Here is a 12,543-nt window from a genome sequence, read left to right as displayed (position 1 = left end):
CTTTCTGCGGTATTCCAGACCCACGCGCTCCTGGGCGACAATGCGGGATGCGCCGGCCTTGCCGGCGCCTTTGCTTGGATGACCGGCTTCGCGCCGGCCCACCCCCTCCGATCTCTTTCAACGACTCTGGCGCAGTGACTCAAGCCACGACCAAACACGATCTCCCCACCCTCGACCAGCTCACCGGGGGCGTCTTCACCGCCGCCACCTCCGGCGAACGGGCGCAGCGCGTGCGCGACTGGCTCGCGGGCAATCCCTCGCCCGAGTTGATGCAGGAAGTCTTCAAGGAACTCAGCGGCCGCGACAAGGGCGCCGCCCGCGCCCTGCGCGAGCGTCTTGACGAGATCAAGCGCGCCAAGGGCCAGGAGGTGATCGCCGCCGAGTGGGCCGAAAAGGCCCGCTCGCTGCTCGACCAGCCCCGGCTGAACATCGCCGACGCCATGGCCTGGCAGCGCGACGCCGCCAAGGCCGGCGCACCGTTGTCGCGTGAACCGCTCGCCGGCCTCAAGGCCAACCTGGCCGAACGGGTGAAGGGCGTGGAGGATCTGCAGCACCGCGCCCAGGTCCATCGCGAAGCCGCCGTGCTGCTGGCGCAGCGCTTCGAGGTGCTTTCCACCAAGGGCTGGCAGGACGCCCAGGCCGCCGAGGAGGGCCTGCGCGGCGACGTCGCCCACTGGACGACCCAGGCCGACGAGATTGCGCAGGACCCGAACTGGGCCAGCCTGGATGCGCGCTTCGCGCCGCAGCTCGACGCATCGCGGTCGCAATTGCAGGTCGTGTCCGAGGCCTTCCACAGCGCGCTGGCCCAGGCCGTGGCCGCTGCGGCCGATGCCCAGGCGCCGCTGCCTCCCGTCCCCGTCTGGGCCGACGAACTGCGTGCCGCCCGGGGCCTGCCGCCCGAAAACGCGCCGACCCCGGCCGCGGCACCGCCCGCCCCCAAGGTGGATCCGGCACAGCGTGCTGCCGCCGAAGCAGCCGTCGAAGCCTCCCTGGCCAAGCTGGAGGAAGCCACGGCCCAGGGCCAGGGCAAGAGCAGCCAGGCCGCGGCCAATGCGCTGCGCGCTGTGCTCAAGGAGCACGGCAAGCTGGTGGGCAATGCCCTGGAAGCGCGCGTGCATGCCGCGCTCGTCGCCGCCGGCGAACTCGAAGGCTGGCAGCGCTGGGGCGCCGACAAGGTCCGCGAAGAACTGGTGGCAAAGGCCGAAGGCCTGCTCAATCGTCCCGAGGGTCAGGCGCTGGGCGGTCGCAAGATGCAGGAGCAACTGCGCGCCCTGCGCGAGCAATGGAAGCAGGCCGACCAGGGTGGCGTGCCCAACCACGGGCTGTGGCGTCGTTTCGACGAGGCCTGCAACAAGGCCCACAAGGTGGTCGAGGCCTGGCTGGAGAAGGTGCGCGCCGAAGCCGCCGAACACCGCGCCCAGCGTCTTGCGCTGATCGAAGAGTTGCGCGCCTGGACGGTTGAGCACGCCAGCGATGCCGACCTCAAGGCCCGCAACCGCGCCCTGCACCAGTTCTCCGATCGTTGGCGCGATGGCGGCCATGTCAGCGAGAAGGTGTTCGCCGAGCTGCAGCCGTTGTGGGGCGCAGCCATGACCGAGGCCCGTGGCCCGCTCGAGGCTTCGCAGAAAGCCAGCATCGAGCGCCGTCAGCAGATGATTGCCGAGGCCACCGAACTCGGCGCTGCGCCGCAGCTGCGCATCGACGCCGTCAAGGCGTTGCAGCAGCGCTGGCAGGCCGAGGCGCAGGCCGTGCCGCTGGAGCGTCGCCAGGAGCAGAAGCTCTGGGACGCCTTCCGCAAGCCCATCGACGACGCCTTCCAGCGCAAGAGCGCCGAGCGCGAGCGCCAGACCGAAGCCATGGGTGAACACGACCGTGCGGTGCTCGAGGCTTCGAAGGCGCTGGAGGCAGCCAATGCCACCGGCGATGCCCAGAAGATCCGCGCCGCCATGACCGCGCTGGAAGATGCCCTGCGCGGCCGTCGCGAAGCCGCGGCTCCGGGCGGCGCTGCAGCACCTGTGGCCGGCGCCGATGCTGCCGCCCCTGCCGAATCCACCGCCGCGCCGACGGACGCTTCCGCCCAGGAGGGCGCACCCGCCGCCCAAGGTGGCGAGGGTGCGGCACCCGCACCGGCTGCGGCGCCCAAGGCTGCACCTCGCCCGGTCGTGGCCGTCCGCGGCGACGACCGTCCCGGCGCGGCACGCCCGGCCGCCGCACCCGCCGGTCGCTTCGGCGACCGCCGTGATTCCCGCGACAGCCGTGGCGGCCCGCGGGGCGGCGACCGCAGTGGCGACCGTTTCGGCCGCGACCGCGCCGGACGTCCCGGCGACATGCGCGGTGATCGTCCGCCGCGCGAGGACCGCGGTCCCCGTCTGGGCGATACCGCCTTCCGCGCCCAGCGCGACGCCATGGAGCACGCCCAGGCCGCCCTGCGCAAGCTGGCGAGCCAGGCGCACGGCGAGGCCGTGACGCAACTGCTCGACGCCTGGAGCAAGCGCGACGGCGCCGCCGTGCCGCCGGCGCAGGAACTGGGCCGCGTCACGCCTTCGGTGCGCAACCAGTGGGTGCAGTCGCTGTCCGCCGCGCCTTCGGGCGAGCCGGCCGAGGCCCTGCTGCGCCTGGAGATGGCCGCCGAAGTCCCCACCCCGCCGGAGCAACTGGACGCGCGCCGCGCACTGCAGCTCAAGCTGCTGACCAAGCGCAACGAGCCTGGCCCGGTCGAGACCTGGGCCCAGGACGCCGCGCGTGTGCTCGCTTCGGCGCATGAGCCGACGACCGCGCGTCGCCTGCAAAGCGCGCTCAAGCCGCTGTTGCGCAAGGGCTGATCGCGGGGCGTTGCCTCATCGAAAGCGGCGTGCCGGCGACGGTGCGCCGCTTTTTTCTTGGGGCTGCAGCGCCGGGGCGACGCTACCCTTCGAAGCGGGCGCGACACCCGCGGCAACCTGCGGGCGGCCCCTGCGGACCTCTCGCGTTCAGCGTTGACGGTCGTTGGCGAGGAAGAACGCGTCGAAGGCGGACGCCAGGCCGCTGAACTCCTGGATGAAGCGCGACCGGTCCACGAAGTAGGCTTCACAGGCAACGGCGAAGAACTCCGCCAGGGACGAGGCCGCGTAATCGTCGAGCCAGGGCGGCTCTCCCCCGAAGCGCTCTGCCACGATGGCCTGCTCGCGGAAGCGGTCGTAGGCGGGCTGCAGCGCAGCCAGCCAGCGCTCGCGGGCCTGGAGCGCCGTCGTGCTGCCCATGAAGCCGATTGGCAGTGGCGGACAGCCGTCCACCTGCCCGTCGCGCATGTCGATCTTGTGGGCGAACTCGTGGATCACCACGTTCAGGATGGGGCCGGCCTGCGTGCCGGCGGCGCCTTCGGCCACATGCGGCCAGCTCAGCATGACCGGGCCGTGCTCGCGCGCCTCGCCGATGATGGCCTCGTCGTACTCGTGCACCACGCCGGCCTCGTCCACCAGGGTGCGACGCGTGGACACCTCAGAGGGCACGACGACGATGCCGACGAAATCGTCGTACCAACCCAGGTCGCCCGGCAGATGAAGCAGTGGCAGCACGGCCTGCGCGGCGATGAGCAGCGCGACCTGGTCGGTGATCGCGAAGCCCAGCGCACCGTGGAATTCCTTCTGCTGCAGAAAGCGCGCGCTGAGCTCGCGCAGCCGCTCGCGCTCGTCCCTGCGACGGGCGGCGAGAAAGGGCAGCGCATCCAGGACGCGCTGCCAGTCGGCTTCGGGAATCTCGGGAGGGGGGCGCAGTCCGCGCAGCCAGCGTCCCAGCATCGATGGAGGCCTCAGCGCAGATCGACGCGCTGCGCGCCGGCCGCCGTCAGGCACAACACCTGGGCGCGAGGAGGTGAGGCAGCCACGTCCCAGTCGCTGAGGACCAGCCGTTCCAGGCCGTCGCCCAGGTCGTGCCGTCCGGGCTTGTGGGTATGGCCGTGGATCAAGGTCTGGGCGTGTGCACTGCGCAGCCAGGCGACGGCTGCATCGGCATCGACGTCCGCCCAGACGGCGCGTGGATCGGCCTTGCGCGATTCGCTCTGTTCGCGCATGTGGCGGGCGAGTGCGCGGCGCTCCTCCAGGGGCTGCGCGAGAAAGTTCTGCTGCCACTCCAGGCTGCGCACCTGCGCACGGAAGGCCAGGTATTCGTGGTCCTCCAGGCAGAGCAGGTCGCCGTGGCTGAGCAGCCAGCGCCGGCCATGCAGCACCAGCACCAGCGGATCAGGCACGCGCTGGATGCCGGCCTGGGCGGCAAAGCCCTGGCCGAGCAGAAAGTCCCGGTTACCGGCCATGAAGAACATCGGCCGGCGCGCCGCCGCTTCCTTGAGCCAGGCGGCGCAGTCGGCCTCGAAACCGGGCTCGGAGGCGGAATCGTCGCCCACCCAGACTTCGAAGAGGTCGCCCAGGATGAACAGGGCGTCGGCCGGCGAGGTCTGCAGGTACTGCCGCCAGGCCAGGAGGGTCTGCGGCTCGGCAGGATGCAGGTGCAGGTCGGACAGCAGGTCGACCGTGCGCCACTCGGGCGGCGCGAGGAATTCGGTGAAGGCGGCCTGCGCGGTCATCGATCAGGCGCGGGGCGCTCAGCCGCGATGCAGGCGAGGGGATCCGCGTACGGGCCGGTTGCGTGCATGCCGCCTTGCGATCACTCGGCCAGAACGGTGGCCTTTTCGATCACCACGTCGTCCGCGGGCACGTCGTCATGGAAGCCACGGCGGCCCGTCTTCACCTTGCGCAGCTTGTCGACGATCTCGGTGCCCGAGACGACCTTGCCGAATACGGCATAGCCCCAGCCCTGCTGCGACGGCGCGGTGTGGTTGAGGAAGTCGTTCTTGGCGACGTTGATGAAGAACTGCGCGGTGGCGGAATGGGGCGCGCTGGTGCGGGCCATGGCCACGGTGTACATGTCGTTCTTCAGGCCGTTGTTGGCCTCGTTGGTGATCTCGGCGCCCGTGGGCTTCTGCTTCATGCCGGGCTCGAAGCCGCCGCCCTGGATCATGAAGCCGTCGATGATGCGATGGAAGATGGTGTTGTCGTAATGGCCCTGGGCGACGTAGGCCAGGAAGTTCTCGACCGTCTTGGGTGCCTTCTCGGCGTCCAGCTCGATGACGATGGGACCGTGGTCCTTGATGGAGAGTTCGACTTTGGGATTGCTCATGGGGGCTCCTGGAGAAAGGGGAGGGCGCTCGCGGGGCGGGCTTACTTCAGCACCGTGGCGCTGCGGATGATGACGGGCTCGACCGGCACGTCGCGCATCGGGCCCTGGGCACCGGTGGGGACGGCGCGGATCTTGTCGACCACGTCCATGCCCGACACCACCTTGCCGAACACGGCGTAGCCATGGCCGTCCGGGTTGGGCGCGTTGAGCATGTCGTTGTTCTTCACGTTGATGAAGAACTGGGCCGTGGCCGAGTTCGGATCGCTGGTGCGAGCCATGGCGATGGTGCCACGGTCGTTCTTCAGTCCGTTGTCGGCCTCCAGCGCGATCGGTGCACGCGTGGGCTTCTGGCGCAGGTCGGGCGTGAAGCCGCCGCCCTGGATCATGAAGCCGTCGATGACGCGGTGGAACACGGTGCCGTCGTAATGCTTCTCCTGCACGTACTGCAGAAAATTGGCGACGGTCTTGGGTGCCTTGGCCGGATCGAGCTGCAGCACGATGTCGCCAGCACTGGTGGCCAGCTTGACGCGCGGCGCAGCGGCTTGGCTCCAGGCGGCAGTGGGTACGGTGGCGGCCGCAGCCAGGGCCAGCAGCCAGCGGCGGGTGAAGAGGGTGGAACGGGAAAACATCACGCAAAAACTCCCTGCGAGGTCACGGAAAGGGATAGGAGCGACCGTTGGCCCGGCGGTTCCGGCCGGGCGCCGATGGTGCATCAGCGCGCGATGCGCCGCTGCTCGGGCGTGGCCGCGGGCAGCTTGCCGTTGGCGGCATTGCCGGTGCTGTCCACCAGCTGGCGCACCAGCGCCAGCTTGGGCGCGACGCTGGAACTGGTCGATGCGAAGGATTGCGCGCGGTTGTACTGGCGCGCAGCCAGGCGCACATAGACATCGCCCAGGTTTTCGTGCGCGACGGCGTAGTTGGGGTTGAGGCGCAGGGCGTTGTCGAGCGCGTCGCGCGCCTTGTCGAGCTGGCCCTGGGCGGCGTAGATGACGGCCAGGTTGTTGTAGGGCTCGGGCAGTTCGGGATAGTCCTGCGTCAGCTTGACGAAGGTGTCGGCCGCGTCCTGCGGCTTGCCTTGTTCGCTGAGGATCACGCCGCGCAGGAAGCGCATCTGCGGGTCGCGCGGATTGCCGGCGATGTAGCGGTCGGCCTTGTCGAGCGCCTCTGCGGCCTTGCCCGCGCGCAGCAGCGCGTTGACGTCGGCGTAGTCGTCGGCCAGGGCCGTGCCGGCCCCTGCGACCAACAGGCAGGCCAGGGCAGCGCGGAGCAGGGAACGGGCGACGGGGGATGCGGCGTGCGTCATGGAGCGAGTGAGGCCGGACCGCGAGTGCGCCCCGGCGTGGTTGGATGCGGCAGCCGCCTCTGAAAAAGGCGCTGCGCAGGGGCCGTTTATACTTGCCGGATTGTAGCCACGGGTTGTCCGAAGCCCTTGGCAGTGCGCCCGCGGCGGCGCATGATCGACTCCCCAGGCCGGCGCCACCTTTCAACGGCGCCCATTCCGATTTCCATGACCCTGCGTATCTACAACACGCTCACGCGTGCACTGGAGGAATTTTCGCCGCTGGAGGCGGGCCATGTACGGATGTACGTGTGCGGCATCACGGTCTACGACTTCTGCCACGTGGGTCATGCCCGTTCGATGATCGCCTTCGACGTGGTGCAGCGCTGGTTCAAGGCCCGCGGCTGGCGCGTGACCTACGTGCGAAACATCACCGACATCGACGACAAGATCATTCGCCGCGCAGTGGAGAACGGCGAAACGCTCAAGGCCCTCACTGGCCGGATGATCGACGCGATGTACGAGGACACCGACTCGCTGGGCGTCGAGCGGCCCACGCATGACCCGCGCGCCACAGACTACATCCCCCAGATGCTGTCGATGATCGAGACACTGGAACGCAAGGGCCTGGCCTATCGCTCGGCCGATGGCGACGTGAACTATGCGGTGCGCAAGTTCCCGGGCTACGGCAAGCTGTCGGGCAAGTCGCTCGACGAGCTTCACGCCGGCAACCGCGTGGCCGTGGCCGAGGGCAAGGAAGACCCGCTCGACCCCGTGCTCTGGAAGAGTGCCAAGCCCACCGAGCCCGCCGAGGCCAAGTGGGAGAGCCCCTTCGGCACCGGCCGTCCCGGCTGGCACATCGAATGCTCGGCCATGGCCTGCGACCTGCTCGGCGAGACCTTCGATATCCATGGCGGCGGTGCCGACCTTCAGTTCCCGCACCACGAAAACGAGATCGCGCAGAGCGAAGGCGCCACGGGCAAGACCTTCGCGATGAAGTGGATGCACAACGGCTTCATCAACATCGACAACGAGAAGATGTCCAAGAGCCTGGGCAACTTCTTCACGATCCGCGACGTGCTGAAGAAGTACGACGCCGAGACGCTGCGTTTCTTCATCGTGCGCGCGCATTACCGCAGCGACCTCAACTACAGCGACGTGCACTTGGACGATGCGCGCAACGCGTTGCGCCGCCTCTATACGGCACTCGACGGAGTTCCGCCGGTGGAGGTGGCAGAGATCGATTGGCAAGACCCCCATGCCGCACGCTTCAAGGCCGCCATGGACGAGGACTTTGGCACGCCCGAGGCGGTCGCCGTGCTCTTCGAACTGGCTGCCGAGGCCAACCGCACCCGTTCCGCACAGACGGCCGGCCTGCTCAAGGCGCTGGCCGGCACGCTGGGCCTGCTGCAGACCGAGCCGCGTGCCTACCTGCAGGCCGGTGCGGGGCTTGACGACGCGGCCATCCAGGCGCGCATCGCGGAGCGCGCCGCGGCCAAGGCGGCCAAGAACTTCGCCGAGGCCGACCGCATCCGCAACGATCTGCTCGCCCAGGGCGTCGTGCTCAAGGACGGTCCCACGGGCACCACCTGGGCCGCGGCCCAGTAATCGGTGGACAGGACGGCAACCCTGGCCATGGCTGCTCCGCGCCCGCAGGATCCGGAATTCATCACGCCCGACTACTGGGAGGAGGCCTGCCGCCACCTGGTCAAGAAGGACCGCGTGATGCGCCGGCTGATCCCGCAATTCGGCGATGCACGCCTTCAGTCGCGCGGCGACGCCTTCACCACGCTGGCGCGCAGCATCGTGGGCCAGCAGATCTCGGTGAAGGCGGCGCAATCGGTGTGGGAGCGCTTCGAAAAGCTGCCGCGCCGCATGACGCCCGCGAACGTGCTCAAGCTGAAGGTGGACGACATGCGTGCTGCGGGCCTCTCGGCGCGCAAGGTGGAGTACCTGGTCGACCTGGCGCTGCACTTCGACGGCGGTACCGTGCACGTCGACGCCTGGAAGGACATGGCCGACGAGATGATCATCGCGGAGCTCGTGGCCATCCGCGGCATCGGCCGGTGGACGGCGGAGATGTTCCTCATCTTCCATCTGTTGCGCCCCAACATCCTGCCGCTGGACGACGCCAGCCTCATCGCCGGCATCAGCCAGCAGTATTTCTCGGGCGACCCCGTCAGCCGCAGCGATGCGCGCGAGGTGGCCGTCGCCTGGGCCCCTTATTGCAGTGTGGCCACTTGGTACATTTGGCGCTCGCTCGAGCCCCTGCCCGTGGCCTATTGACTTCACAGGAGTAGATCTTGGCAAAACGTAGCTTCCTCGACTTCGAGCAACCCATTGCCGAACTCGAAAGCAAGATCGAAGAACTGCGCTATGTGCAGAGCGAATCGGCAGTCGACATCTCGGAAGAGATCGACCAACTTGGCAAGAAGAGCCAGCAACTGACCAAGGAGATCTACAGCAGCCTCACGCCCTGGCAGATCACCAAGATCGCGCGCCACCCCGAGCGGCCGTATACGCTGGACTATGTGAACGAGATGTTCACCGACTTCGTGGAGTTGCACGGCGACCGGCATTTCGCGGACGACCTGTCGATCGTGGGCGGTCTGGCGCGCTTCAACGGCATGCCCTGCATGGTGCTGGGTCACCAGAAGGGCCGCGACACCAAGGAGCGCACCGCGCGCAACTTCGGCATGAGCAAGCCCGAGGGCTATCGCAAGGCGCTGCGCCTGATGAAGACGGCCGAGAAGTTCAAGCTGCCGGTCTTCACCTTCGTCGATACGCCGGGTGCGTATCCCGGCATCGATGCCGAGGAGCGCGGCCAGTCCGAGGCCATCGGCCGCAACATTTTCGAGATGGCGCAGCTCGAGGTGCCCATCATCACCACCATCATCGGCGAGGGCGGCTCCGGCGGTGCCCTGGCCATCTCGGTGGCGGATCAGGTGCTGATGCTGCAGTACTCGGTGTATTCGGTGATCAGCCCCGAGGGCTGCGCCTCCATCCTCTGGAAGACCGCAGACCGGGCGCAGGACGCTGCGGACGCGCTGGGCATCACGGCGCACCGCCTCAAGGCGCTGGGCCTGGTCGACAAGATCGTCAACGAACCGGTGGGCGGGGCGCACCGCGACCATCGGCAGATGGCGTCCTTCCTCAAGCGGGCGCTGACCGAGGCGGTGCGCCAGGTGGTGGACCTCAAGCCGCGCGAACTGCTGGAACGCCGCTATGAGCGCATTCAGAGCTACGGGCGCTTCGCCGACACGAAGGTTGACGCCGGGCGCTGAGTTCCGAGTTGACGCGCAGCAGGGCGGCTCCCCTTTTCATGCACGCGGCCGTGCGCGTCACCGCCGACGTGCAGCACCGCGCGCTTTGAGCGCTTCGCTCAGTCCGGGCGGCAGCAGCTTCTGCGACAGCCGCAACAGCAGGAACACCACGATGCCGTCGTCCAGCCAGCCCAGCAACGGTACGGCATCCGTGATCAGGTCCAGCGGGCTGATCAGGTACGCCGCCGCAGCGAGCACGGCCAGCTTGGCACCCCACGGCGAGCGCCCGTCGCGCAGGACGGCCCAGGCCAGCAGCAGTTCCTTGCGCATCGCCCACCACAGTCGTCCCAACTTCCACATTCGGCAACTCCTCGGTCCGGGTGCGGCCGGCGCGGGAATGCGGCGGCCATGAGCGCAGTTGGAGCGCCAGGGGGGGCAGGGGTTCCCCCGGGTGACGTCGAGGCAGCCGTCGCCGCGCTCACGCCACGCCTGCCGCTGGGCGTCGCCTTGAGCGGCGGTGCCGATTCGACGGCGCTGCTGGTCGCCTGCGCGCGCCGTTGGCCGGGCCAGGTGGTGGCGCTGCACGTCAATCACGGGCTGCAGGCGGCGGCCGATACCTTCGAGCGCCATTGCGCCGCGCTTTGCGAACGCTGGCAGGTGCCGTTGCGGGTGGGCCGGATCGACGCGCGAGCGCAGGCTGGCGAAAGCCCGGAGGAGGCGGCGCGGCTGGGGCGCTACAGGGCGCTGGCCGAGCTGGCCAGCGCGGACGGTGACTTCGTCCAGAACGCGTCGGGTGAGGCCAAGGCCGTGAAACCTGCCCCGCCCGGCGACGGGCCCCGCGCTGTGCAGGACATCGTGCTGGGTCACCATGCCGACGACCAGGTCGAGACGCTGATCCTCGCCCTGTCGCGCGGTGCCGGTCTGCCGGGCTTGGCCGCCATGCCTCGGACGGCCGAGCGTGCGGGTCTGCGTTGGCACCGGCCCTTTCTGGACTTGCCGGCCAACACCTTGCGCGCCTGGCTGCGCGCCCGTGGCGAAGCATGGGTCGACGACCCCACCAATGTAGACGCGCGCTATACGCGCAACCGCATCCGCCAGCAGGTGCTGCCCGCGTTGGCCGCCGCGTTTCCGCAGTTCCGCGAGACCTTCGCGCGCAGTGCGCGGCACGCGGCCCAGGCGCAGGAACTGCTGGCCGACATCGCCCGTGTTGACCTGGACCAGACGGGCACGCCACCCCGCATCCGCGCGCTGCAGGCGCTGCCGCGAAGCCGGCAGGCCAATGCATTGCGGGCCTGGCTGGCGCAGGCCGCCGGCCGTGCGCCGGCGGCCCGGCAGATCGACGAACTGCTGGACCAGATCGCCGACTGCACCACGCGTGGCCACCGTATCCATATCAAGGCCGGCAGCGGCCAGGTGGTGCGCGAAGGCGACACCCTGCGTTGGTACAATAGCGCGCCCTTGCCGAAGCCCCCGCGCTGAATGGCATCCGGGCCGCCACCGCGCAGGCCGCTCTGAAGGCCCGCCATCCCGGGCGACGCCGACCAGGCGACTCACTTTTCTTCCGACATCTCACCCATGGCATTGATCGTTCACAAGTACGGCGGCACGTCGATGGGCTCGACCGAGCGCATCCGCAATGTCGCCAAGCGCGTCGCCAAATGGGCGCGCGCAGGCCATCGCATGGTGGTGGTCCCCAGCGCCATGAGTGGCGAGACCAACCGCCTGCTGGGCCTGGCCAAGGAACTGGCCCCGGCCAAGCCCACCACGCCCTACAACCGCGAATTGGACATGCTGGCCGCGACCGGCGAGCAGGCCTCGTCGGCCTTGCTGGCCATTGCGCTTCAAAGCGAAGGCGTGGAGGCCGTGAGCTACACCGGCTGGCAGATGGGCGTGCAGACCGACAGCAGCTACACCAAGGCCCGCATCGAGCGCATCGACGACGAGCGCGTACGCGCCGACTTGGACGCGGGCCGCGTGGTCGTCGTCACCGGCTTCCAAGGCGTGGACGAACTGGGCAACATCACCACGCTGGGTCGTGGCGGCAGCGACACCTCGGCCGTGGCCATCGCCGCCGCCATGAAGGCGGACGAATGCCTGATCTACACCGATGTCGATGGCGTCTACACGACGGACCCGCGCGTCGAGCCCGATGCGCGCCGCCTGGCCAAGATCAGCTTCGAAGAGATGCTGGAGATGGCGAGCCTGGGCTCCAAGGTGCTGCAGATCCGCTCGGTGGAGTTCGCCGGCAAGTACCGCGTGCCGCTGCGCGTGCTCTCCAGCTTCACGCCCTGGGACATCGACATCAATGAAGAGGCCGTGTCGGGCACTCTGATCACCTTCGAGGAAGACGAAACCATGGAACAAGCCGTCGTGTCCGGCATCGCTTTCAGCCGCGACGAAGCCAAGATCTCCGTCCTGGGCGTGCCCGACAAGCCGGGCATCGCGTACCACATCCTGGGCGCGGTGGCCGACGCCAACATCGAGGTGGATGTGATCATCCAGAACCTCTCCAAGGACGGCAAGACCGACTTCAGTTTCACCGTCAATCGCGCCGAGTTTGCGCGCACGGTGGACCTGCTCAAGACCAAGGTGTTGCCCACGCTGGGCGCGGCCGATATCGTGGGCGACACCAAGATCTGCAAGGTCAGCATCGTCGGCATCGGCATGCGCAGCCATGTGGGCGTGGCCAGCAAGATGTTCCGCGTGCTGAGCGAGGAGGGCATCAACATCCAGATGATCTCCACCAGCGAGATCAAGACCTCGGTCGTGATCGACGAGAAGTACATGGAACTGGCCGTGCGCGCGCTGCACAAGGCCTTTGACCTGGACCAGCCTGCAAATTAATGCGCA

The 12,543-nt window shown here is 68.6% G+C and carries 12 protein-coding genes; 6 read left to right on the top strand and 6 right to left on the bottom strand.

From position 1 onward, the window contains the following. Positions 1 to 134 precede the first annotated feature (134 nt). Positions 135 to 2,822: a DUF349 domain-containing protein gene (locus ACT54X_RS02385; protein ID WP_476344824.1), complete on the top strand. Its 2,688-nt coding sequence runs from the start codon at positions 135 to 137 to the stop codon at positions 2,820 to 2,822. A gap of 147 nt (positions 2,823 to 2,969) precedes the next feature. Here ACT54X_RS02385 and ACT54X_RS02380 read toward each other — a convergent pair whose 3' ends face one another. The 5 genes from ACT54X_RS02380 to ACT54X_RS02360 all read right to left on the bottom strand — a co-directional run bounded on the left by ACT54X_RS02380 (position 2,970) and on the right by ACT54X_RS02360 (position 6,454). After that, positions 2,970 to 3,776 (bottom strand): M90 family metallopeptidase, encoded by an 807-nt coding sequence (locus tag ACT54X_RS02380; protein ID WP_476344822.1) that lies wholly within the window; start codon positions 3,774 to 3,776, stop codon positions 2,970 to 2,972. An 11-nt stretch (positions 3,777 to 3,787) separates the two neighbouring features. Further along, the gene (locus ACT54X_RS02375; protein WP_294369327.1) at positions 3,788 to 4,558 is read right to left on the bottom strand and encodes a UDP-2,3-diacylglucosamine diphosphatase; all 771 of its coding nucleotides are present in this window, start codon (positions 4,556 to 4,558) and stop codon (positions 3,788 to 3,790) included. Positions 4,559 to 4,638: 80 nt separating this feature from the next. Next, positions 4,639 to 5,151 carry a peptidylprolyl isomerase gene (locus ACT54X_RS02370; RefSeq protein ID WP_294369324.1) on the bottom strand — a complete coding sequence of 171 codons (513 nt, stop codon included), beginning with the start codon at positions 5,149 to 5,151 and terminating at the stop codon, positions 4,639 to 4,641. Between the two features lie 41 nt (positions 5,152 to 5,192). Beyond that, positions 5,193 to 5,780, bottom strand: coding sequence for a peptidylprolyl isomerase (locus ACT54X_RS02365; protein ID WP_294369862.1), 588 nt, complete (start codon positions 5,778 to 5,780; stop codon positions 5,193 to 5,195). Between the two features lie 83 nt (positions 5,781 to 5,863). Further along, the gene (locus tag ACT54X_RS02360; protein ID WP_081682456.1) at positions 5,864 to 6,454 is read right to left on the bottom strand and encodes a tetratricopeptide repeat protein; all 591 of its coding nucleotides are present in this window, start codon (positions 6,452 to 6,454) and stop codon (positions 5,864 to 5,866) included. A 204-nt stretch (positions 6,455 to 6,658) separates the two neighbouring features. Between ACT54X_RS02360 and cysS the strand changes: the two genes are divergently transcribed. The 3 genes from cysS to ACT54X_RS02345 are packed head-to-tail and all read left to right on the top strand — an operon-like array spanning position 6,659 to position 9,714. After that, the gene (cysS, locus tag ACT54X_RS02355) at positions 6,659 to 8,038 is read left to right on the top strand and encodes a cysteine--tRNA ligase (protein ID WP_294369296.1); all 1,380 of its coding nucleotides are present in this window, start codon (positions 6,659 to 6,661) and stop codon (positions 8,036 to 8,038) included. A gap of 27 nt (positions 8,039 to 8,065) precedes the next feature. Next, positions 8,066 to 8,716, top strand: coding sequence for a DNA-3-methyladenine glycosylase family protein (locus ACT54X_RS02350; RefSeq protein ID WP_234192200.1), 651 nt, complete (start codon positions 8,066 to 8,068; stop codon positions 8,714 to 8,716). Positions 8,717 to 8,733: 17 nt separating this feature from the next. Continuing rightward, positions 8,734 to 9,714 carry an acetyl-CoA carboxylase carboxyltransferase subunit alpha gene (locus ACT54X_RS02345; RefSeq protein WP_476344819.1) on the top strand — a complete coding sequence of 327 codons (981 nt, stop codon included), beginning with the start codon at positions 8,734 to 8,736 and terminating at the stop codon, positions 9,712 to 9,714. A gap of 57 nt (positions 9,715 to 9,771) precedes the next feature. Here the strand turns inward: ACT54X_RS02345 and ACT54X_RS02340 are convergent, their stop codons facing one another. Continuing rightward, positions 9,772 to 10,053 (bottom strand): DUF1232 domain-containing protein, encoded by a 282-nt coding sequence (locus ACT54X_RS02340; protein WP_476344817.1) that lies wholly within the window; start codon positions 10,051 to 10,053, stop codon positions 9,772 to 9,774. Positions 10,054 to 10,101: 48 nt separating this feature from the next. Between ACT54X_RS02340 and tilS the strand changes: the two genes are divergently transcribed. Together tilS and ACT54X_RS02330 are read left to right on the top strand one after the other, a co-directional pair. Next, a complete protein-coding gene (gene tilS / locus ACT54X_RS02335; RefSeq protein WP_476344815.1) occupies positions 10,102 to 11,172 on the top strand; it encodes a tRNA lysidine(34) synthetase TilS in 1,071 nt (356 codons plus the stop codon). A gap of 96 nt (positions 11,173 to 11,268) precedes the next feature. Continuing rightward, positions 11,269 to 12,537 carry an aspartate kinase gene (locus tag ACT54X_RS02330; RefSeq protein WP_114804209.1) on the top strand — a complete coding sequence of 423 codons (1,269 nt, stop codon included), beginning with the start codon at positions 11,269 to 11,271 and terminating at the stop codon, positions 12,535 to 12,537. Positions 12,538 to 12,543 lie beyond the last annotated feature (6 nt).

The sequence above is a fragment of the Pseudacidovorax sp. DMC4 genome (assembly GCF_056314265.1).
The sequence above is the reverse complement of the archived record's forward strand: the minus strand, read 5'-3'. Positions and strand labels throughout refer to the sequence as shown.

Coding starts and splice junctions, on each gene's coding strand:
- ACT54X_RS02380 (WP_476344822.1), bottom strand. CDS start 3,776: ATGCTGGGACGCTGGCTGCGCGGACTGCGCCCCCCTCCCGAGATTCCC.
- ACT54X_RS02375 (WP_294369327.1), bottom strand. CDS start 4,558: ATGACCGCGCAGGCCGCCTTCACCGAATTCCTCGCGCCGCCCGAGTGG.
- ACT54X_RS02370 (WP_294369324.1), bottom strand. CDS start 5,151: ATGAGCAATCCCAAAGTCGAACTCTCCATCAAGGACCACGGTCCCATC.
- ACT54X_RS02365 (WP_294369862.1), bottom strand. CDS start 5,780: ATGTTTTCCCGTTCCACCCTCTTCACCCGCCGCTGGCTGCTGGCCCTG.
- ACT54X_RS02360 (WP_081682456.1), bottom strand. CDS start 6,454: ATGACGCACGCCGCATCCCCCGTCGCCCGTTCCCTGCTCCGCGCTGCC.
- cysS (WP_294369296.1), top strand. CDS start 6,659: ATGACCCTGCGTATCTACAACACGCTCACGCGTGCACTGGAGGAATTT.
- ACT54X_RS02350 (WP_234192200.1), top strand. CDS start 8,066: ATGGCTGCTCCGCGCCCGCAGGATCCGGAATTCATCACGCCCGACTAC.
- ACT54X_RS02340 (WP_476344817.1), bottom strand. CDS start 10,053: ATGTGGAAGTTGGGACGACTGTGGTGGGCGATGCGCAAGGAACTGCTG.
- tilS (WP_476344815.1), top strand. CDS start 10,102: ATGAGCGCAGTTGGAGCGCCAGGGGGGGCAGGGGTTCCCCCGGGTGAC.
- ACT54X_RS02330 (WP_114804209.1), top strand. CDS start 11,269: ATGGCATTGATCGTTCACAAGTACGGCGGCACGTCGATGGGCTCGACC.